15 protein-coding genes and 1 tRNA gene are annotated in these 21,988 nt (G+C 61.4%); 6 read left to right on the top strand and 10 right to left on the bottom strand.

What is annotated here, in order from left to right; all coding sequences use genetic code 11:
• Window positions 1-58: 58 nt before the first annotated feature.
• Window positions 59-135, top strand: a tRNA-Met gene (locus AAGS40_RS09110).
• A 709-nt stretch (window positions 136-844) separates the two neighbouring features.
• Here AAGS40_RS09110 and AAGS40_RS09105 read toward each other — a convergent pair.
• Entirely contained in the window at window positions 845-1,399 is a 555-nt protein-coding gene (locus AAGS40_RS09105) for a suppressor of fused domain protein (RefSeq protein WP_345810954.1), read from the bottom strand.
• A gap of 306 nt (window positions 1,400-1,705) precedes the next feature.
• On the opposite strand from AAGS40_RS09105, the gene AAGS40_RS09100 reads away from it, so the two are divergent.
• Together AAGS40_RS09100 and AAGS40_RS09095 are read left to right on the top strand one after the other, a co-directional pair.
• Window positions 1,706-1,897: a hypothetical protein gene (locus tag AAGS40_RS09100; RefSeq protein WP_345810953.1), complete on the top strand. Its 192-nt coding sequence runs from the start codon at window positions 1,706-1,708 to the stop codon at window positions 1,895-1,897.
• Window positions 1,898-2,115: 218 nt separating this feature from the next.
• On the top strand, window positions 2,116-2,301 hold the full coding sequence (locus tag AAGS40_RS09095; protein WP_345810952.1) for a hypothetical protein: 186 nt from the start codon (window positions 2,116-2,118) through the stop codon (window positions 2,299-2,301).
• Between the two features lie 234 nt (window positions 2,302-2,535).
• On the opposite strand, the gene AAGS40_RS09090 is transcribed toward AAGS40_RS09095, so the two are convergent.
• Complete coding sequence (locus AAGS40_RS09090; protein ID WP_345810951.1) at window positions 2,536-3,207, bottom strand: polymorphic toxin type 22 domain-containing protein; 672 nt, start codon at window positions 3,205-3,207, stop codon at window positions 2,536-2,538.
• Window positions 3,208-3,365: 158 nt separating this feature from the next.
• Between AAGS40_RS09090 and AAGS40_RS09085 the strand changes: the two genes are divergently transcribed.
• Window positions 3,366-3,566 carry a hypothetical protein gene (locus AAGS40_RS09085; RefSeq protein ID WP_345810950.1) on the top strand — a complete coding sequence of 67 codons (201 nt, stop codon included), beginning with the start codon at window positions 3,366-3,368 and terminating at the stop codon, window positions 3,564-3,566.
• A gap of 51 nt (window positions 3,567-3,617) precedes the next feature.
• On the opposite strand, the gene AAGS40_RS09080 is transcribed toward AAGS40_RS09085, so the two are convergent.
• The 5 genes from AAGS40_RS09080 to AAGS40_RS09060 all read right to left on the bottom strand — a co-directional run bounded on the left by AAGS40_RS09080 (window position 3,618) and on the right by AAGS40_RS09060 (window position 14,620).
• Window positions 3,618-3,848: a hypothetical protein gene (locus AAGS40_RS09080; protein WP_345810949.1), complete on the bottom strand. Its 231-nt coding sequence runs from the start codon at window positions 3,846-3,848 to the stop codon at window positions 3,618-3,620.
• Window positions 3,845-4,120 (bottom strand): EndoU domain-containing protein, encoded by a 276-nt coding sequence (locus AAGS40_RS09075; RefSeq protein ID WP_345814336.1) that lies wholly within the window; start codon window positions 4,118-4,120, stop codon window positions 3,845-3,847. Before AAGS40_RS09075 ends, AAGS40_RS09080 begins: the two co-directional genes overlap by 4 nt.
• A gap of 120 nt (window positions 4,121-4,240) precedes the next feature.
• A complete protein-coding gene (locus tag AAGS40_RS09070; RefSeq protein WP_345810948.1) occupies window positions 4,241-4,630 on the bottom strand; it encodes a hypothetical protein in 390 nt (129 codons plus the stop codon).
• Between the two features lie 8 nt (window positions 4,631-4,638).
• Window positions 4,639-13,668, bottom strand: coding sequence for a hemagglutinin repeat-containing protein (locus AAGS40_RS09065; protein WP_345810947.1), 9,030 nt, complete (start codon window positions 13,666-13,668; stop codon window positions 4,639-4,641).
• A gap of 253 nt (window positions 13,669-13,921) precedes the next feature.
• Window positions 13,922-14,620, bottom strand: coding sequence for an aspartate/glutamate racemase family protein (locus AAGS40_RS09060; protein WP_345810946.1), 699 nt, complete (start codon window positions 14,618-14,620; stop codon window positions 13,922-13,924).
• A gap of 194 nt (window positions 14,621-14,814) precedes the next feature.
• Between AAGS40_RS09060 and AAGS40_RS09055 the strand changes: the two genes are divergently transcribed.
• Entirely contained in the window at window positions 14,815-16,137 is a 1,323-nt protein-coding gene (locus AAGS40_RS09055) for an amidohydrolase family protein (RefSeq protein WP_345810945.1), read from the top strand.
• Between the two features lie 198 nt (window positions 16,138-16,335).
• Here AAGS40_RS09055 and AAGS40_RS09050 read toward each other — a convergent pair whose 3' ends face one another.
• Entirely contained in the window at window positions 16,336-18,444 is a 2,109-nt protein-coding gene (locus AAGS40_RS09050; RefSeq protein WP_345810944.1) for a M3 family metallopeptidase, read from the bottom strand.
• Window positions 18,445-18,770: 326 nt separating this feature from the next.
• Between AAGS40_RS09050 and AAGS40_RS09045 the strand changes: the two genes are divergently transcribed.
• Window positions 18,771-19,886 (top strand): acyltransferase, encoded by a 1,116-nt coding sequence (locus AAGS40_RS09045; RefSeq protein WP_345810943.1) that lies wholly within the window; start codon window positions 18,771-18,773, stop codon window positions 19,884-19,886.
• Window positions 19,887-19,980: 94 nt separating this feature from the next.
• On the opposite strand, the gene folD is transcribed toward AAGS40_RS09045, so the two are convergent.
• Window positions 19,981-20,841 carry a bifunctional methylenetetrahydrofolate dehydrogenase/methenyltetrahydrofolate cyclohydrolase FolD gene (gene folD / locus AAGS40_RS09040; RefSeq protein WP_345810942.1) on the bottom strand — a complete coding sequence of 287 codons (861 nt, stop codon included), beginning with the start codon at window positions 20,839-20,841 and terminating at the stop codon, window positions 19,981-19,983.
• 207 nt (window positions 20,842-21,048) lie between these two features.
• The gene (locus AAGS40_RS09035) at window positions 21,049-21,969 is read right to left on the bottom strand and encodes a DUF2950 domain-containing protein (RefSeq protein WP_345810941.1); all 921 of its coding nucleotides are present in this window, start codon (window positions 21,967-21,969) and stop codon (window positions 21,049-21,051) included.
• Window positions 21,970-21,988: the final 19 nt, after the last annotated feature.

Raw genomic sequence — 21,988 nt, 5'->3', positions numbered from 1 at the left:
CATCTGGTTCATGCGTTTGACGTACTGCAAACATCTCTATACAATCCGTTCTCTCTGACGCGGGGTGGAGCAGTCTGGCAGCTCGTCGGGCTCATAACCCGAAGGTCGTAGGTTCAAATCCTACCCCCGCAACCACACCTACAAAGACATTTCCGGCAGCACAGACGAGCAGCTGTTCGGAAACGTCGTCGTAGGTCGCGAAGTACGCGCCGTCTCGCAGTTCAATCCCAATCGGTCCCATCAGCTTCGCAATAGTCTGTCGCGCTTCGGCTGTTGCGTCTCCTGATAACGCTTCCCGTAATTCCATCGTCTTGTCGCGAACCCGTTTAGCGATATCCGCAAACTGACTGGCATTGACTTGGTTTTCTGTGAGCGTCCGTTTTAGCGTTTCCTTCTCCTTGGTCGGCTTCCCAACGCATTGACCTCTGCAATGGTCGAGCCATTCGCGCGCAAACGCGAACGGGGCGAGCGGCAACGCCGACGCGCCTTTCTTCTGTGTCGATGCCCGCAGGGATTCAAGCACGTTGAGGGAGAACGAGTCGATGCGAAAGCATGGCGACTCCTGCGGAAGTGCGGGATACGCTGTGATTTTCGGCAAATCGGAGCGCACGACGGGCGCTGATACTGCCGCTTCGCGCTGCTGCGCGTCGCGTCGCTGCTGCTGGTTCTGTTCGGTTTCTATACCGCTGAGGCTTTGCCCCTGAACATTGGGCGCGAGCGCGGCCAAAGCCGATAGCGGCAGCGCCGCCAGGCTCTTTGTGATTTTCATTGCGAGAAGTCTTTCTAAAGCAGAATTGCGCAACGATTGGGGCAGTAGCCAATCAACGTCGACCCGCCACCAGTCTCAAATGATGGATGGTCGATTCAGGAGTAGCAGATCGGGATTCGCATTTTCAAGCGCATCTTCGAATCGGTCCCATCCATGCTCTTTGACGAACGAGCATTCCGCTTCCATCAATGGCAGTAACCAGACGATTACTGTCGGAGTTTCGTCGCCATCGTAACAAGCCAGCGTCTCCGGAAAAATGACCGGGTTTGTCGCATAGACGGAATTCGCCGTCACGCCCGGTATCACCGGAACACTTGGGCCGACCACGTCGCCGCGCAGTAATGGCCGTTGCTTGCCTCTGACATAATCGGCGAAGGTCAGCAAGAAGGATGCAACGTGCGCGGCCAAGTAGTTCTCCCATGCAGCGAATATGAATTCCTGGCGGCAATACGTACCTTTGGGGAGCAAGACCCTGGATTCGCTCAGGCCAATCGTTGAGTACGTTGACGCACCTTTGAATGGTTGATCTGCGAAACGCACAACCTGGAGCATGTCGCCGACTGCCGAATCGTTCTTCCAGCCTTCAGCGATAAGGCCAAGATTCGTTTCCAGATGATCGATGATTGTCATGTTATTGGCCTGCCGGTTTCGCACCGCGTGAGCGGTTGCAGCTCGGACACTCTAAGCGTGTTTCGCTGTTAAAGTCGTCGAGAACTTCCGGGCGTGTCTTGCCTGAATTATTGCGCGTGCTCCAGGCGGGTCGATGGTCACCCCCAACAACGTGCAGGGCTATACGGTTTCCCCCACCCTCATCCCAGTTGCCAACTCCCGACACGTACTCCGTTGTCGAATCGCGTTTTTCCCTGATGCAACAACCACTTGCAAACGGGTTTCGCCTGACTGGCAATCGCGTTTGGTGTCAGTGCCGATGCCCTGGTGTTCGATCCCGGTGAACGTGGCCCTGATGACGCGCTGCGCTACCAGTTCGAAACCGTCACGCGCATGTCAGCGCACGAGCAGCAGCTTGTGCGCGAACTGCTCGAAGCGTTGATTGTCAAGAACCAGGTAGCCGGGGCCATTGCACGCGTAGCCATCAACGAGAAGCCAACACGAAACACGCGCAAGTAGCACTGGCTAATAGAGAGGAGGGGCACGCTAGAAAACGAAGCACGGGCCGTGAATGCGCCAACACTCACGACCCGCTGACCACCACCAACTCAATACAGGAGTTGACTATGGCTGACGCCAATCTTAAACCACGGCGCTCACGCGACGAACACGTCACGCGCATTTCCGTCGCGCTTGAAGCTGACCACGAACACGACAGGCGTACGACCTTTCCGTGAATGCGGATCACCGATGCCATGCTCGAACACGCGGGCTTCCTGCCGGGCAACCAGGTCATGTTCAGCATCGACTACCGGCACGGACACATCACCATCACCCCGGACTATGACTACAGGATCGCCGGCAGATATATGACCGCACCAGAGACTGAGGCCATGCTGCAGCGCCGCAGCAAACAGAACTGAACAACACCCATAAACGGCAAACCCGACCAGCGCCGGGTTTGTTTTAGAAGATGAGCAATTGAGCAAGGCGGGGTTGCTATTGCCCGCTCTATCGCATTAGCTTCTCAACTACGGCGCTCCCTATAACTGCCGCGATCACAGCGATAAATACCCAGTAAAAAGTCTTTTGCTTTTTACTCATGCGCGCCCACTGTTCGGGCGACGGCCCTCCGCCAGTTGCCATATCGACCTCCTTTACTTGGCACCCACAGGGGATGAATGACCCCAAGGCATTACTCCGATGGTCTTTCCACCAGGTGACCCAAATCCAATTTCGACGGCCGTACTACCGCCATACGCATGGGTAATCGCGCCGAACGCATTGACACCAAGGGGCGTTGGCACTGAAACAAAGTATTGACTACCATCACCGTTCAGAAATGAATTGGTTGAACCTGCATCTTGCGCGCCAAATATCCATCCCAGCGTTGCGGTGCCGCTCGGCATCCACGAAACGGCCGATGGATTAGTCATTGATACTCCACCACCAACATACCGTTGGCCGTCATACAGGTTCACCGCAAACGTCCCATTCGCTGATAGTACGCCTCCGTTCGCGGTCGCGTAATTGGGCTGGATAGTAGCAGCGGCAGTATCTGCAATTGCTCCCTGAGCCTGAATCGCCGCATTCAGCGTTGCATCGCTGCACTGCGCGCCCGCACCGCAAACCTGTGATACCAGATCTCTCGGTTTCCGGTGTGCCGACTGGTTATACAACTCAACATTCGATGCAGTGCTCGCCCCAACGCCGCCACCGACCAGCGCACCGCCGACGCCGGCAACCACATTGGCTGCAATGTTGCCCAGCAGTTCCGAACCGGTAGCTGAGCCCACGCCCTTGTAGATATCTTCCAGCTGCTTCGCCATTACTGCCGACAGTCCCGCGCCCGCTGCACCCTGAAGGGCTGTTCCGAAACCACTGTATGGCTGATGCCAATCTTAAACCACGTCGCGCATGCGACGAACACGTCACGCGCATTTCCGTCGCGCTTGAAGCTGACCACACGCACGAACACGCCAGGCGTATGACCTTTCCCTGGATGCAGATCACCGATGCCATGCTCGAACACGCGGGCTTCCTGCCGGGCAACCAGGTCCTGTTCAGCATCGACTACCGGCACGGACACATCACCATTACCCCGGACTATGACTACAGGATCGCCGGCAGATATATGAGCGCGCCAGAGACCGAAGCCATGCTGCAACGACGCAGCAAACGCAACTGAACAACCCACAAACAGCAAACCCGGCCGCAGCCGGGTTTGTCACTAGCTACATCAACAACTCATCCCCATCATTTTTCCAGCAGACGTTAATGATTCCGGGTGAGCAGCCTGCTGCTTGTCAAGAACACAGGTCAGTAGCTCATAAGCGACCCCATACTCACCGAAGTCAATATATTCGGCAACGTCGTTGCGATCCTGTTCAGAGATTTCTCTCTCAACTAGCGCGAGCGATTCACGCATTAATCGCTCAATCTCGTCATAAGGTTCTTGCTGCATCATCATTTTGGATTTCTGGGAACATTTGTTGGGAACGCCGTAACGATTCCGCCGCCCTTGCTAGCCGGTTCGATAACCACACGAATATCGATACCATCGCGAGAGCCATTCTTGACTATTCTGCCATTGGCTTGAACTGTTTCAGGAATGGATGGATCTGTAGCAATATCGGATACGGTGGCCATGATCTGCGAGGCAGACCAATTCTCTGGGAACACTGACTTACCGGGACCACCTGGCCACTGATGACCTCCGCCCGTTGAGTCCCCAGTGAGTATATGAGTCGTTCGATCAGGCGACGCCAGATTGACATCGCCTGGATCAGTGCCCCCTGATCCGCTATCACTGTTCCCACTATTCAGCGTCGCATTACCCGGCCCATACCCCGATTAACCCAGTCAAAGAGAGAAGTAAGCACTCGAATCCTCTGAGATAGCCTCCCGCAGAAAGTCCCGAAGTTTGATCAATTCATCCGCAAATTCTTGCGTCTTGGCGGTAGCAGTTAGCGGTGTCCGATCAGCAGACCAACCGTGCACGAACTCGACTGTCGATGTAGCAGCGCTTCGGAGTTCACTCACCCTTTGGTCTATTTTTTGCTGAATAACATTCAGAACGCCAGAGTCCGCCATGTCCTCTTCATATTGATCGAACATTGTTCCGCAAACTGCATTCACCTCAGACCAGAAGCCAGTCGCAAATAACCATTCAGACAGCGCGCCCGATAATCGAAGTGTTTTTGAATTATCCTCGTCGCCGACGATAGACACAGACGATTCCTTCAGCTTCACGATTATCCTCACTTTTTCACTGGATCGACGTTATTGAAATGGGTCAAGCCATTTCTTATGCCAGATGACATACCCGTCTGAGTCGTCTTATTTGGCTTTATCAACGGAACGTTGTTCGGAATCTGATTGCCACTCTTGTCAAGATACTGACCATTCGCGCCCTCAACTCTAAAGTAATTTCCAGCGTTATCGTAGACCACTGAGTCGCCGGTCACCGGATTCGTGTACACAGTCTTTCCGGACTGCGTGTATTTAACCTGAGGATTCGGTCCTGCAATTTCGTTAACCGCTTGATCCAACGAAGCATCTGACCAGTTCGAGCTATGTGCAGTAGCGCGATCTGCACCTTTCTGATTATAGACAGGGCTACCTACGGTTTCGTCCTTGTTCCCACTATTGAGCGTCGTATTACCCGCCCCATACCCCGGCGTTCCCGGCGTCGGCACCACCGCAACCGCACACACTGGCGGCACACACACCGTAACAGGAACAGCCGAACCGCCAGCCGCAGGCGGCTGCGAATTGCCACCCGGCCCGTTCAGATCATCAGGGTTCACGTATGGACCTTGCGGACCGTTTGCATTCACCAGCGCCGCGAACTGGTTCGCAAGATTCTCCGCACCACGTCCTGCGCTAGCTAGCTGATCGCCAATCCAGCCGAGCGCCGAATTAGCCGTGCTTCCCTGGCCATCATCGTTGCCCGTGCTTCGATTGTAGAGGTCCGCATTGCTCGCCGTGAATGCGCCCGTCGTGCCGCCGATCAGGAACCCGCCCGCACCGGCCACGACGTTGGACAGCACGTTGCCCGCCAGTTGCGCCGCATCGCCACCACCCAGCGCGTCACGCGTGCCGTTGGCCAGCCGGTTCAGATCCCCCGCTGCCCATGCCGCGACGCCCGCACCCGCTGCCCCAGCTGCCGCACTTCCGATACCGCCGCCACCGAGCCCACCAATGAGCGCACCACCAGCAACGTGCAACGCTGTTCTGTTAGTCCCACCCTCATCCCAGTTGTTATAGTCCGCAGCCGCGGCAGCCATGCCCGCGCTATCGCCGCGGTCAGAAGCGGCTTTGTAGGCTGCCGCCGCGTCGTCGCGCTTCATGTCCGCATACGCGCCAATGCCTTGTGACACTGTCTGACCCGCAGCCTGTGCCGCCGCCATCGTGTCGGCCTGCTGGTTCAGGATGTTGTTCACGTCCGGCGTTTTGGCAACCGTGCCGTTGGTGTTCGTCGTGTCACGCGACAGGCCCGCGATGTCCTGGATCTGGCCCGCACCGTTAGTCACGTTGATCGTGCCCGCGCTGATTGCGCTGCGCGTGGTCGCGTTCGAATCGCCGGTTTCGTTCTGCGAGACCATTGGCGTGAAGCCGCCCGAACCCGGCACCGAGCCGGGTCCGACCGCCTTGCCTGTGCTCGGTCCGACGCCCATGCCCGCACTGATTCCGTTGCTGTTCGTGCTGTAATGCGACTGGTTCTGGATGTCACTGAACGTGAGCGTGCCGGTCGTCAGGCTGTTCTTCGACTCGTCGGCCGTGCTCGATATCACGCCGCCGGTCAAACCCGTATTGCCCCTGACGTTGACGTTAAACCCACCGTCGCCCGCATTGATGCCAGCCTGTTCGTTCACGCCCGCATAGTTCGAATCCGCATGGCCGTTCTGCGCACTGAAACTCGCGCTGCCACCGCCCTGGCTGATGGTGAAGCCGCCGCCCGCGCTGCTCTGGTGCGCGGCGCTATTCGTCACGTCCTGCACACTGACGATATTCAGGTTGCCGCCCACGTCTGCCGCGACCTGCTTGCCGTTGATCTGCGAGCCGATAATGTTCGTGTCGCCACCCGATATCACCGTGACGCTGTTCGTACCGTTCACATGCGAGGCGTTCTGGATCGACGCGTCGCTGTTCGCATCGCCATGCGCGTTCGCCATCGCAGCGGAAACGCCAAAGCCGCCGCCCAGGGTGTACTGCACGCCGACGCTCGCGCTGCTCGAACTGTTCGAACTGCGCGTTGAATCCGTGTCCGTCGTGTTGATGACGTTCACCTGGTTCTTCGCCGCCAGAATGACGTCGCTCGCATTCACGTTCGACCCGGCGATAGTCAGGTCGCCGCTCGTCGCCACGAACCCGGCTGTGCCGCCTGCCTGCACATCGGAGCCGCGGTGCGTCGTCTGGTCTTCCGACGACTGGCTTTCGCTTTTGCTCGATCCGATGCTGACCTTGATGCCGATATCCGGTTTGCCATCCGGTGTTACGCCTGCCTTGGTCAAACCCGCCAGACCGATATCGCCCGCTGCGGCAATGCTGTGCAGCGCCGCCGCACGGTCGTTGCCAGTGCTGGTCGAGTTTTTGGCCGCCTGACTTTCCGAATAGGCGTTATTGATCGCGTCGCCGACCGAGCCCGCAAGACCAATCGTGAGGCCGCTGCTGCTGGTCTTCTGCGTCTGTGCCTGGTGCGACGTATCCGTTGCCGCGTCGATGATGACGTTCGCCGCCGTGCCCGCAAGATTGCCGCCCGCGACAAGGTCGCTACCCGTGACGTGCAGGGTATTGCCCGCCTGGATCGACAGGTCGCCGTTGATCGAGCCGACCGTGCTCGCGTTGTTCGTGACGCTCGACGCTTCATTCGTCGTTGCGAGTTTGTTGGTGCCGACAGTCACGCTCAGGCCGCTCGTCCCCAGGCCCGTGCGCTTTTCCTGATAGCTGCTGGACGACTGCATGGCGTCCTGCGTCGTGGTGATAGTCACGTCATGCGCCGCATTGAGCGCGACATCGTTCGTGCCAACGATCGTGCTGCCTTTCACGTTGATGTCGTTGCCGCTGGCGATGGTCACGGCATCGGCCGAAACCACGCTGCCTTGAGAGAGCGTGGCGCTGGTGTTGCTCGAACTCGCCACTTCCTTGCCGCTCACGACATTGCTGTGCTTATGCTGTTCCTGCGAATTATCGACGTGGTTTTCCGTTTCGGCACCGATGTTGACGTTGCCTTCTGCGGCAAGCGTTGCAGTTCCCTTGTCGAGACTGATCGCGCTGCCGGTGACACTGATGTCCTTGCCTGACGCCACGGTCAGCGAATTGCCGGCGTTGACCGTGGTGGCCGTCAGCGTGTCGTCCGAACGGTGCAACGACTCCGAGTAGCTGCCGTGACTGTCGCTACCCGAACTGTTGCTGTCGGTGGTAGAGGTCGCTTTCGCTGCCTGGAGCGTGACGTTGCCGTTTGCTGCGACGACGCCGCCACCGCCCAGGCTGATGTGCGCACCCGTCGCCGTCAGGTCGCCAGCCACGCCGATCTGCGAAACGCCACCGACCTTGATGGAACTGCCGGTCGTCTGGTTGACGTCGGTGTTCGACACACCGTTCGCGCGCTCGACGACCTTGTGTTCGCCGGTCTGCACAGAACCGAGGTAATAGTTGTCGCCGACTGCCATACCGAGGTTGCCGCCAACATTCAGATTGCCCGCGTTCTGCTCGACGTTGCCGCCCGCAGCGATCACCGCATTGCCAGCGACATTCAGGTTCGCAATGGGCCCGAGCGTGGTCGTGGTGCGCGTCGCGCCGGTTGCGCTGACCTGGTCAACCGTCCTGACCGCCGTGTTTAGCAGCAGGTCGCCGCCCGCATTCAGCGCGAGCTTTCCCGCGTTCACGGTCGCTGAAGTCAGATCAATATTGCCTTTCGTGTTCAGCGACATCAGGCCGCCGCTTTGCAGCGTACCGAATGCGTTGCTGATCTCGTTGCCTTGAATCGACATCGTGTTTCCAGCCTGCACCGTGCCGCTGTTCGTGAAGGTCTGCGCGTTCTGGATGTCGATATCCGTTGCGGCGATCAGCGGCCCATTCACATTCTGCTGACTGGCCTTCGCGAGGTAGACGACGGGCACCAGTACCTGCTGACCGTTGACGGTCTCGGTCTGCATGATGACGACGTTGCTGGTGAGCGCCGCCACCTGTTCGGGCGACAGGCTCATGCCGAGCGGCAGGTCGAGCGACTTCGACAGCGACGCGCCCGCCGCAAGCAGCGACTCATACATGCCCTGAAGGTCGGTGTACGGGCCGAGTACCGACCTGCCGGTCAGTGACGTAATCTGGTTGCGGACAAGCTGCTGTTCGTAGAAGCCATCGCCAAGACGCTTGATTGTCGTCTGTGGATTGAGGCCAAGCTGTTGCAGGTAGTAGTCGCTCGAAACGAACGTCTTCTGGTTCGTGAACGCCGGATTCGTTTCGATGAGGTACGTCGCGCCCGGTGCGCTCGCCGGGCTGAACAGTCCACCCTGGGGAATCGACAGGTTCTGCAGCACGTTCTGGGCTGTGGCGCTCGCAATGGCCGGATCGACCATGCTGCTGTCGCCATTGACTGACCCCGCGCCAGACTTGCCGCCGCTCGCGTTACCGCTGATACCGTTGATATTCACGCCCGACATGGCCTGACCGGGCGCAAGATTTAGCGATGGAATGCCGGCGTTGCCTGCCGTGTTACCGATGCTGATACCGTTGCCGGAAAGCGTGCCGCCCGCCACAAAGCTAGATTCGTAGGCGGGGAGGGCGTAATAGCGGACATCGGCGGGCGCTGCCTGATACCCGCCCGGATTCGAGCCGACAAACGGCGCGTTGCCGAACGGCAAGGTCCAGTCTGCAATGCTATGGTCGTAGTTCGTGTAGTGGTAGTACCCGGAGTACGTGACCTGCACCTCAGGCGCCGTCTGACCCTGCCAGCTATTCTGGTCGAGCGTCACGGGCGCCGCGATATTGCCGACCGCTGCGACCGCGCTCCAATAATTCTGAAACAGTCCTACGTTCGACGCGTCGAGATTGCCGCCCGCGATAATCTGCGCCAGCGGGCTGATACCTGCGATCAGGTTCGCCAGCGCGACGCCTGTGTAGGTGGTGTACTGGTAGCCGCTGTTCCACTGGCCGCCGTGTGGCGGCTCAACATCGACACCGCCGATCATGGTCGGGTCCGCATTGGACCAGCCCACAGTCTGACCGGAGCAGGCGGCCATATTGACCGCCGTGCAGCCGGACATGCTGATACCCAGTTGTTCCAGCAAAGCCGGATCGACGGACTGGTTCAGGCCGGTCGTCGTCATCGTCGTGCGGGTGTTCGTCACCTGAGCAGCGTGCAGTTCCATGTCGCCCGCCGACTCGATCAGGCCCGACTGGTTGCGGATCAGCTTCGCGTTGGTGTAACTGCCGTCCGTGTTTTTGCCACCCGCCAGCACGACCTTGCCGAGACCATAAATCGCCGTCGTCGCCTGCGTGTCGGTCACCGTCGTGTCGTCGCGATTTTCGATGTCGTTGGATAGCAGTTCGAGCGTGCCGTTGCTGTCGGTCGCGCCAATCAGCGCGGTCGGCCCGGTGTTCGTCATCGACTGCGTCGCGTTGAGCGAGACGCTGCCGCCGACCATCGTGCCTGTGTTTTCCAGCGTATTCGAGTGCGTCGAGAGCGTGCCGCCCGCCATCATGACGCCGCTGTTCTGCACGTCGGCCGCGTTGACGTTCAGGTTGTTCGCCGCTTCGACGAGCGTGCCATTGCTGAATGTTCCGGGCAGGGTAAAGGACAGGTCATGACCGGCGCTGAACTGGATGTTGGGCGTGGGTGCGAAATCGCCCTGCACAGTCACAGCAACATCGTTGGCTGCGCTGTAGCTGCCTCCGCCCGTGAGGGTCGCGGCATTCACGGCAAGGTTATGTGCCGCGCCAATCTGGCCGTTTGCGTTCGTGACCGCGCCGGTTGTTGTGATTGTGACATCTCCATTCGTACCGGCCAGGTTGCCAATCTGGCCGCCGCTGTTGTCGACGGTATCGCCTTGCACCGTGACGCCCGCGCCGCTGACCTGCCCACCGCGCTGACCGTTCTGCGTATTGACGAGCGCCGACGTGTCTACGGCAACATTGCCATTGCCTGTCATGACGCCGCCGCTGTTCACGATCTGGCTGCCACCTTGCACGGTCATGTCGCCCGTGCCGAGATCACCGACGAGGCCGTTCGTGTTGTTGACCGACGCGGCCTGAATCGCAAGCGTGCTGGTGTCGCCAGCCGCGCCCGTGCCGGACTGGATTTGTCCGTTGGTGTTCGTCAGCGTGCCGCCGCTCGCGAGCGTCAGCGACGAGAGCGAGCGAACCGAGCCTTGCGCGTTGTTCAGATCGCCCGCGATGTTCGCTGCGATCCTGCCTTGCGCAGCGAGCACGCCGCTGGCGTTGTTCAGGCTCGCCGCGCGTGCCGCGATCTGTCCCGCCGAAATGATCCTGCCGCCGGCGTTCGAGAAACTCCCCGCGCCATTGCCCGGTGCAATCGTCAGCGTACCCGTGCCGGCGTCGATGATGGACCCGCCGTCGTTGATGAGCGAGACAGGGGCAAGCGTCAGGTCGGTGCTGTTGGTCTGGAATGTGCCGCCGTTCGAGTTGTCGAACGTGCCGCTGACGTTAAAGCCCATCGGCGACAGGCCGTATTGCGTAATTGTGCCCGCGCGGTTGACGAGGTCTGTTGCACTCAGCGCGAGCTGGTTGGCTTCGATATCGCCACCACTGTTATCGAGCGTCGCGCCGGTCGTCAGCGCCAGGTCCGGTGCGGCAATCGAGCCGCCGCTATTCGTGAGCGTTCCCGTGCGGATTGTTTCCTTCGTGCCTGCGCCGATCTGGCCGCCGTTGTTGTTCAGCGTGGCGCTCGTGACGTTCGTAACCGTGTTCGACAGCAGTTTGCCGTTCGCATTGTCCAGTGCGCCGCCGACCGTTGCCGTCAGGCCGTTCTGTCCGATGATCGAACCCGACGCATTATTCAGCGCGCCGCCCTGAATCGAGCCTTGGCCGTTCGTGGCGATCCTGCCGCCGACGTTGGAGATCGCGCCGGCGCCGTTGCCCGCATTGATCGTCAGCTTGCCCGTGCCGGCGTGCGTAATCGTGCCGCCGTCATTGTCGAGCGTGTCCGGCGCAAGTGTCAGGTCCTTGCTGTTGGTTTGCAGCGTGCCGGCCGCCGAATTGTCAAGCGTGCCGGTCACGTCGAGCGTCATCGCGCCAGTTCCGGTCTGCGTGATCGTGCCGCCGTGATTAAGGAGGTTGGCGGCGTGCAGCGTGAACTGGCTGGTAGTGGCGGTGCCGCCGCTGTTGTCGAACGTAGCAGCCGAAAGCGTAAGCGCGCCTACCGTGCCGAACTGGCCCGCGTTTGTGAGCATCGACCCGCCAGAGATCGTCAGGTCCGCGTTGGTCGCGAACGTGCCGCTGTTGAACAGGGTCTGCACGGCCGCCGCAATCAGGTTCTGGACAGCCGTGATAGACCCGGCGTTAGCAATCTGTCCAGCTTGCAGTGCGACGTCGCCATTGCCGCCTATACTGCCGGCCCCGGTGCCGCTCGCGCCGTTGTTGAGCAGGCCGGTCGTCGTGATGGAAACGCCATCTGCGTTCAGCGACGCAATGTGACCGCCCGAGTTGTCGAGCGCCGCGCTCGACGACGCGAGCGCACCCGCGGCCTGCATCGTGCCGGCCTGGTTGAGCGTCTGGCCCGCGACGTTTTCCGTCAGCGTGCTACCCGAGACGATCTGACCGCCGCGGTTCGAGAGGGCGCCCGCCGTGATGACCTGCGCGCCGCCCGACGACATGGTGCCATTGTCGTTCGTGAGCGTGCCCGCGGCGCGTACGTCGAGTGAGCTGCCCGCGGTCGTGGTCGCGCCCGTCACGTTCAGGTCGCCGCCGTTTGCGGCAAGCACGAGCGCGCCGCTCGCGGAGTTGGTCGCGCCCGCAAGATCGACCGCCACGCCGCTCACGCTTGCATTGCCGCCCGCGACATTCCTGCCTGACGCGACGACAGTGCCGGACGCGTTGATAGTCAGGTCGCCCATCTGCGCGAGCGAGCCGTCGCCGTTCACGCCAGATGCGAGTGTACCGGTCGAGCTCACCGAACCGGCGTTTGCTGTCGTGTTCTGCTGCGCGGCAATCATGCCGCTATTGGTCAGCGCTCCGGACGCGGAAAGGTTGGCGTTCCGCTGCGCGTAAGTCGTACCGCTGTTGTCGATGTCCTGTGCGCTCGCGATGATGTTTCCGCTTGCATTCGTCTGTCCCGCCAGTACCAGCTTGCCCGCCGATGTCAGCACGAGGTCGCCGGCATTGGCTGCTACGACACCCTTCAGGGACACCCCGACGCCTGCCTCGGTCCCCACGAGTACGATGCGATTTGCGTACATCCCACCCAGATTACTCACGTCAATAGAAACGCCCGGCGCGGAACCCGTGCCCGCGATCGGAGTCGCGTTCAACGTGTTGTGGTCGACGCTGTTCGCGCCCGTAATGACATTCAGGTTCTTCGCGTAGATCGCGGCATTAGCCTGCACGGCGCGAGCGAGCAGGTCAACCTGATCGGAATCGCCCGCATTGAGTCCCGCGCCCTGAATCGTGATATTCCCGCCTGTCACATTGAAACCAGCGAGCGAACCGTCCGGTGCAAAGTTTGGCGTTCCCGTTGTCAGGATCGCGCGCGATGTATTGATAAAACCACCACCGTTCACGCTGATTCCCGAGCCGTTCGCAATCACGACTTCCGCGCGCTGGCCGGCGACTTCCAGATGTCCATTGATCTGGCTCGCCGCGCTGCTGTTGACCTGATTGACGATGACGCGCGCGGATTGACCGGGACCGAACTTTGGGTTGCCGTTAATCATGCCGGCCTGCTGCGTCTGCACCATCACAGGCGAATTGTTCAGGATCGCGCCTTTCTGCAGCACGTCGAACTGGCCGTATGTGTTCATCGAAACGCCGGCGCCAGACGGCCGGTTGATGTTGACCTGTTCAAGGCCGTTCGGCGTTTGCACGACGGAAGGCGCGTGTGCGCCACCCGGTACAAGCTGTGCACCCGAGAACGAGGGCAGTGCGCCGAGTAGCGAGAGGGCGGCGAACGCGATCTGCCGCAAAGTCATTCGAGCGCCGTGACGCGCGGGATTAACGCCGCGGCGCGCCGTAGTCTGTTCGCTTTCCTTTCCCGTCGCCGTGGCGGTTTCCTCGACGGCGACAAGCATGGTTCTCAGTCGGCTGAATACCAGCCGGAAGTTGTTCTTGTTCATCTGGCCTGTTCGTTGTACTTATTTTGACGTGGCGTAAACTAGCGCCAGATGAAACGAACAGGCTCGAAACGATTGTCAGCCTTGAGCTATATACAACGGTTCAAAGCAAATCAGAGTTGTCCTATCGAGCATTGCTGAAAAATGGCGTACCAGAGCCAAAGCAGGCGCAAAACAACCTGCTTCTTTTTCTTCCACGCTGGTCAGGATCAGCGACGTTGCAATAGTCTCAATTGCACCGTTCTCGCGCCGGGCTTCACGCCGAGTCGATCGCCCATTCCACTGCAGCCTGTGCATGCAGCGCCGTCGTGTCGAACACCGGCAGTGCGGAATCTTCCGGCTTGATCAGCAATGTAATTTCCGTGCAACCGAGAATCACCGCTTGTGCGCCGCGTGCCGCGAGCGTTTCGATCACGCGTTGATACGCAGCGCGTGATGCGTCGGCCACCTTGCCGTGACACAACTCGTCGTAAATGATGCGATGCACGTCCGCGCGCTGCGCGTCATCGGGCACGAGCGTTTCGAGGCCGTAACGCTCGCGCAGACGCCCAATATAAAAATCCTGCTCCATCGTATAGCGCGTGCCCAGCAGAGCCACCCGTTCGACGCCCGCCGCGCGCAGCGCCTCGCCCGTTGGGTCGGCGATATGCAGGAACGGCACGCTGATCGCCTGCTCGATCTGCTCATGAACGCGATGCATCGTGTTGGTCGCGAGCATCACGAGGTCGGCGCCGCCGCGTTCGAGGTGGCGCGCGGCATCGGCCATCTGCTCGCCGAGCGCGGCCCAGTCGCCCGCACGCTGGCTCGCCTCGATCGGCGCGAAGTCGACGGTCAACATCAGGCTGCGCGCATTATGGTGGCCGCCGAGACGCGCTTTGGCGTGACGGTTCAGAAGCCTGTAATACTCGGTGGACGATTCCCAGCTCATCCCGCCAATCACGCCGATTGTTTTCATCTGCCTGCTCCGTCAAGACAGGGCGCGCGTGCAACGCGCCCGAGTGGAGCAACGAGTATAGGCGCCGTGCTATCGGCATCGCCGGTACGGATTCGCAGCCGCTCGCCGGTACGCGCGTCCCGATAAAACGTGGGCAGACACATTCTGACGCCGCTAGAATCGTAGGCAATCAGCGAAGGTCACAGGGAGCGAATATGGATCTGATCATCCGTCGCGCGGTGTTGCCGGCGGGAACGGCGCCGCAACAGGCCACGCAGCAGCCGGTCGACATTGGTATCGACGCGGGCCGCATCGTCGCCGTCGAACCGAATCTTGCCGCGAAAGCACACGAGGAAATCGAGGCCGACGGTTCACTTGTCACGCCGCCGTTCGTCGATCCGCATTTCCACATGGACGCGACGCTCTCATACGGTTTGCCGCGTGTGAATGCGTCGGGCACGTTGCTCGAAGGCATTGCGCTATGGGGCGAACTGAAGCCTGAATTGACGCAGGAAGCGCTGGTCGAGCGCGCGTTGCAGTATTGCGACTGGGCCGTGGCGCGCGGTCTGCTGGCAATCCGCAGCCATGTGGATGTGTGCGACCCGCGTCTGCTCGCAGTCGAAGCGCTCGTGGAAGTCAAGCGCCGCGTCGCGCCTTACCTCGACCTGCAACTCGTTGCGTTTCCGCAGGATGGCGTACTGCGCAGCGCGGGCGCATTCGAGAATCTGAAGCGTGCAATCGGCATGGGCGTCGACGTGGTTGGCGGCATTCCGCATTTCGAGCGCACCATGGCCGACGGCGCGCAGTCCGTGCGGCTGTTGTGCGAGTACGCGGCTGAGCAGGGCTTGCGTGTCGACATGCATTGCGACGAATCGGACGACCCCATGTCGCGTCACATCGAAACGTTGGCGGCCGAAACGCACCGGCTCGGTTTGCACGGCCGCGTCACCGGCTCGCACCTGACCTCGATGCACTCGATGGACAACTACTACGTCAGCAAGCTGCTTCCGCTGATCCGTGAAGCCGGCGTGTCGGCGATCGCGAATCCGCTAATCAACATCACGCTGCAAGGCCGCAGCGACACGTACCCGAAGCGGCGGGGCATGACACGCGTACCGGAGATGATGGCGGCGGGCATCAACGTCGCGTTCGGCCACGATTGCGTGATGGATCCGTGGTACAGCCTCGGCTCAGGCGACATGCTCGAGGTCGCGCATATGGGCTTGCACGTCGCGCAGATGACGGGCGTCGACGGTATGCGCGCGTGCTTCGACGCAGTGACGGTCAACGCCGCGCGCATTCTCGGGCTCGAAGGCTATGGAATCGAGCCGGGCTGCGCGGCAAACCTCGTGCTGCTCGACGCGCGCGATCCGGTCGAAGCGATCCGTTTGCGCGCGGCGCGGCTCGCGGTAGTGAGTCGAGGCAAGGTGGTGAGCCGTGCGCCGGCAGCGCGCGCGTCGCTGTCGCTCGAAGGACGGCCGGCGCAAGTGGATTTCAAGCTGCACCGCGGGCAAGGCCAAGGCCAGAGCGAGGCCTGAGGTTGTGTTCCAGCTTGCGGTTTGATCTGCTTGCATGAAAACCTTGCATGAAAAAAGCCGGCGCTAGCTTTCGCAGTCACCGGCTTTGTCCGTTCATTCAATCATTCACCTGGCTGTCCGTAGCGTTCAGACGCAAACGCCACGGGGCAGGGGCGCACAGCGTACCCCTGCGCACGCCGTCTCAAAGGCAGAACACTGTCAATGCGCGGCGCCGGGCGCCATGCCGTTGTGACGCAACAGCGCGTCGATGTTCGGCTCGCGTCCGCGGAACGCCTTGAACGATTCCATCGCGGGCCGGCTGCCGCCCACTTCCAGAATCTCCCTGCGATACCGCATGCCGGTGGCCTGATCGAGCACGCTGCCGCTCGCCGCATGCGCGGCTTCTTCGAACGCGGCGTAAGCGTCGGCGGACAGCACCTCGGCCCACTTGTAGCTGTAGTAGCCCGCCGCATAGCCGCCCGCGAAAATATGGCTGAATGTGTTCGGCCAGCGCGAGAACGAAGCCTGCGGCACGACGTGGAAACGCGCGTTGATCTCGCTCGCGAGTTCCGTGGCGTTTTTCGTGCCGGACGCATCGAAGCCGGTGTGCAACTGCATGTCGAACATCGAGAACACGATCTGGCGCAGCGTGCCGAGACCGCTCTGGAAATTCTTCGCGGCGAGCATCTTGTCGAACAGGTCGCGCGGCAAAGGTTTGGCCGTTTCGACGTGCGAGGTCATATCGCTTAGCACGTCCCACTCCCAGCAGAAGTTCTCCATGAATTGCGACGGCAGTTCGACCGCGTCCCACTCGACGCCGTTGATACCCGACACGCCAAGTTCGTCGACACGCGTGAGCATGTGATGCAGACCGTGGCCGAATTCATGAAACAGCGTGATGACTTCGTCGTGCGTGAAGCAGGCAGGCTTGCCGCCAACCGGCGCCGAGAAGTTGCAGGTCAGATACGCGACCGGCGTCTGCACGCTGCCGAGCGTGCCTTTGTGACGGCCGCGCGCGTCGTCCATCCATGCGCCGCCGCGTTTGCCTTCGCGCGCATACAGATCGAGATAGAACTGCGCGACGAGGCCGCCGTCCTGATTCTCGACGCGGAAAAAGCGCACGTCCGGGTGCCACACGGCCGCTTCGTCACGACGGATACGCACGCCGAACAGCGTTTCGGTCACCTTGAACAGGCCCTTGAACACGGCGTCTTCGGGGAAGTACTGTTTGACCTCGTTTTCAGAGAACGAATAGCGCTTCTGACGCAGACGTTCAGCGGCAAACGTCATGTCCCACGGTTGCAGGTCGGTCATGCCGAGTTCGTTTGCGGCGAATTCGCGCAGCTCCTTCCAGTCCTGTTCGGCATGCGGACGTGCGCGCGTGGCGAGGTCTTCGAGGAACGCCATCACCTGCGCGGGCGATTCGGCCATCTTTGGCGCAAGCGAGACTTCGGCGAAATTGTTGTAGCCAAGCATGTGTGCCTCTTCGGCGCGCAGCTTCAGCTGATCGGCCAGCACGCCGGTGTTGTCCCACTCCGCTTTGCCACTGCCGTATTGCGGCCCGAGTTCGGACGCGCGCGTGACATAGGCGCGGTACATCGCCTCGCGCATCGAACGATTTTCCGAGTACTGCATGACCGGAAAATACGACGGAAAGTGCAGCGTGAATTTGTAGCCCGTCTTGCCTTCGCGTTCGGCGGCTTCCTTTGCGGCTTCAATCACGTCTTCCGGCAGGCCGGCCAGTTGCGCTTCCTGGCCCGCTTCCACGACATACGCGTATGCATTCGTCGCATCCAGCACGTGATCGGAAAACGCCTTCGACAAGTTCGCCTGGCGTTCCTGCAATTCAGCGAAGTGCGGTTTCTGGTCTTCCGGCAATTCGGCGCCGGAAAGTCGGAAATCGCGCAGCGCGTTGCTGAGAATTTTTTTGCGTTCGCCGGTGAGCGCGGCGAAATCGTCGCTGGCTTTGAGCGCCTTGTATTTTTCGTACAGCGCCAGGTTTTGGCCGACGCTCGACCAGAACTCGGTCACGCGCGGCAGGTTTTCGCCGTACACGGCGCGCAGCTCGGGTGTATCGGCGACGGCATTCAGGTGGCCGACCACGCTCCACGCGCGTGACAGCGGCTCGGTAGCGCGCTCGACCGGCTCGACGACATCGGCCCACGAAGCGGGCGTGATGGGCAGCGCGGCACGTTCGACGGCGGCTGTCGCGTTGGCGAGCAGCACGTCGAGCGCGGGCGTGACGTGTTCGGGGCGAATTTCGCCAAAGCGCGGCAGATCGGAGAAATCGAGGAGCGGATTGTCGTGAGTCGATTGAGTAGTGGACATAAGGCTTCCTGTCTGACGCGGGGGTGAACGATGCTTCGACACGGTGTTTCCAGCGTGCCTGCGCGATCGACGCGGGCGGCGCGGCTGGAGACACCCCATACGGACATTATTGGGGCAGGGCGCGCCGATTCCAATCCGTTGCCGGACAAATTATCAGATGTGGCGGTTCCGTGCGCGGCATGACGCTAAACCGTTCGTTAGCCGTCTGCCCGGCGAGCGCGTAGTCTGGTCAGCGCAAAATTCTGTGGGAGACCGCACGGTGCGAATTGCTGCCCTGCCGCAATCTTGGCTGTCGCCACGGACAGCAATTTTGTGAAGAGGTTTCGATGAACCCGCTTTCGCACGCTCTATCGCGCAACGGCAACAACTTCGACCTCGTGCGGCTGCTTGCCGCCGTCGCCGTCGTGTATGGGCACGCCTACCTGCTGCAGGCGCCGGACGGCTCGACGGACTGGGTGCGCAACGCGCTCGGCTTCGACGGCCTGGGCGCGCTCGGTGTGTATGTCTTTTTTCTGCTGAGCGGGATGCTCGTGACCGCGAGCTTCGCGCGGCAGCGCTCGGTGCCGCGCTTCGCGGTGCTGCGGATCGCCCGCCTGTGGCCCGCGCTCGCGGTGGGCTCGCTGGTGACGGTGTTCGTCATCGGCCCGCTGTTCACGACCTTGCCGCTGCGTGACTACTTCGCGTCCAGCATGACATGGGCGAACCTCGACAATTTTTCCACCATCGTGCTGAAGCCCGTCTGGGCGCTGCCCGGCGTGTTCGAGCACAATCGGGTTCCAGTCGATGTCAGCGCACAGTTATGGACATTGCCGCTCGAAGTGCGCTGCTACCTGATCGTGCTGGTGACCGGCATGGTCGGCCTGCTGTACAGTGGGCGCGGCGTTGCGCTGGCGGCGCTGCTGGGCCTCGCGACGTTCCTGCTGCGCGTGAACGTGCCGCATCTGGAAGTCGGCTTGCGTGAGTTCGGCGAGATGCCCAGTGGCTTTTCTTTCTGGCCCGAGCCGTTTTTCATGCTCGGCATGCTGCTCTACGGCTGGCGCGAACAGATCGATTTCAGCGGACTGACGGCGCTGGCGCTGATGATGGTGTTTCTTGCGTTTCGCGACATGGCGGCTGCGCAGCCGCTTTTCTATCTGGCTTTCGTGTACGGCGTGCTGTGGATCGGCACGACGCCGTTACTGCGCCGCTTCGTGCCGCGCCATGATTACTCGTATGGGATCTATCTGTACGGCTTCATGGTGCAGCAATGCGTGGCGAATCTCGCGCCACACCTGACTCACGGACAGGCGGCGCTGGTCGCCGCGCCGTTCATCCTGCTATGCGCGTGGCTCTCGTGGCGTTTCGTCGAGCGGCCGGTTTTGACGCTGTGCCGCAGACGGCTCGCGCGGCGCGAGCCGCCACTCGCCACCGGTATCGCCACTCGCGATCAGGTTGTGCGGTAAAGCACGGCGGTTACTTTCAGCGCGGCGCGGCGCGGCGCGGCGTTGGGCCGCGCTAACTGTTCCATTCAGGCGTTCCGTTTGATCCTGAGTTGGATCAGGCGCTCGCGTTCGCTTCGCGCTCTGCCGCTTCGATCGTATTGACGAGCAGCATGGTGATGGTCATCGGGCCGACGCCACCCGGCACCGGCGTAATGTGGCCGGCTACTTCCTTCACACCTGCAAAATCGACGTCGCCGCACAGCTTGCCGGCTTCGTCGCGATTCATGCCCACGTCGATCACGGCCGCGCCCGGCTTCACCATGTCCGCGGTGAGAATGTTGCGCAGGCCGGTGGCGGCTACTACCACATCGGCGTTGCGCGTGTGGGCGGCGAGATCGCGCGTCTTGCTATGGCAGATCGTGACCGTTGCGCCGGCTTCGAGCAGCAGTAGCGCCATCGGCTTGCCAACGATGTTCGAGCGGCCGATCACCACTGCGTTCGCGCCTTGCAGCGCGATGTCGTAGGCAGCCAGCATCTTCATCACGCCGTATGGCGTGCACGGACGGAACAGCGGCTGACCGGTCATCAACGCGCCGGCATTCGCGACGTGAAAACCGTCGACGTCTTTCTCCGGCGCGATCGCTTCGATCACCTTGTGGCTGTCGATATGCTTAGGCAGCGGAAGCTGCACCAGAATGCCGTGAATTTGCGGGTCGCGATTCAATTCGTCGATGCGTTCGAGCAGTTCGGCTTCCGGCAGATCGGCGGGGTAGCGATCGAATGACGAGCCAAGCCCGTTGTCGTGGCACGCCTTGATCTTGTTGCGCACATACACTTCGCTTGCGGGATTGTCGCCGACCAGCACCACGGCGAGACCCGGCTGATGCCCGCGGGCGGTCAGCGCGGCGGCGCGCGTGGCGACATCGGCACGCAAAGTCTTCGAAAGGGCTAGGCCGTCGATCAGTTTGGCAGTCATGGTCGGTCGAGATGGGCAGTAGGGAGCGGGGGCGGAACGCGGCGTTCGAAGACGCCGCGCCCTGGCGCTTTCCGACGCGAACGGGTCGCCACGTGAAAAGCGCGCGGCGCCGATCGGAGATAGGCGCTGTTGCGAAGTCGCTCATTATACCGGCCCCGTCGGCGGCGCCGCGTGCGGATTTGACGGGGCACCGCCGATGGCACGCGCCTACGGCTGGGTGGCCTGCCAGCTCGGATCCGGGTCGAACGAGCGCACGCCAGCCGCCACGCTTGCCGTGCGTGGACCGAGGTTTTTCTGATACACCTGACCCTCCTGATTGACGATAAAGCTCATGACGCCGGTCCTGCCGTAGTCGGCGGGCGAGGCGATCAGGCCGAAACCCGCGTCCATCACGCCATTGTGCACATAGCTCTTTTCGCCGCCTTTTGCGTGCGGACCTTGCGACGTCAGAATGCGGTAGTGGTAGCCGTGGTAGGCCTCTTTGGGCAACGTGCCGTTCGGCATGGTGGCGGCGAGCGGCCCGAGTGGACTTTCGGGCTCGCCGGGCGCGCTATCCCAGTACAGGCCGTCATGCTGGCCGGGCGTGCTGACAAAGCGCTGCGCATAGTGCTGGGTCAGATTGTGATAATCGTTCTGCGCGTCCGTGTAGGCGAGGGCGGTCAGAATGGCCGCGCGTTCGTTGCGGCCAAGGCGACGCGTGAGCATTTCGCTCTGGGCGCCCGGCGGGTCGAAGCGCCAGCCGTGCGGCGCGCGCACGAGCGGGATCGGCAACGTCCAGCCGCTGTCGCCCACCACCAGGTGAGCGCGCGACGGGCCCTTGCCCGATTGCGGATCCGGCACGATCTGATGCCCCTTCGACCACGCGCCGAGGAACTGATAGACGTCGTCCTCGCCGACGTCATCGGCCGGAATGAAGCGGTGGTAATCGCTGCCCAGCACGTGTCTGAGCGCCGGTTCGTCGTTGCTGGCAAGCGCGTCGACGAGCGCCTGGGCGGCGTCGTCCGCACTCGGATAGACGGCCTGGGCGTAGGCGCCGCCGGCGCCGGTCAGCAAAGCCGCCGCGCCGAGTGCGGCAACGACCGGCAACACGTGAACGCGCACTGTGCGCCATGAGAATGAGCGGATCATGTGAGACTCCTGTGGTTCG

The sequence above is a fragment of the Paraburkholderia sp. PREW-6R genome (assembly GCF_039621805.1).
Lineage (GTDB): Bacteria > Pseudomonadota > Gammaproteobacteria > Burkholderiales > Burkholderiaceae > Paraburkholderia.
The sequence above is the reverse complement of the archived record's forward strand: the minus strand, read 5'-3'. Positions and strand labels throughout refer to the sequence as shown.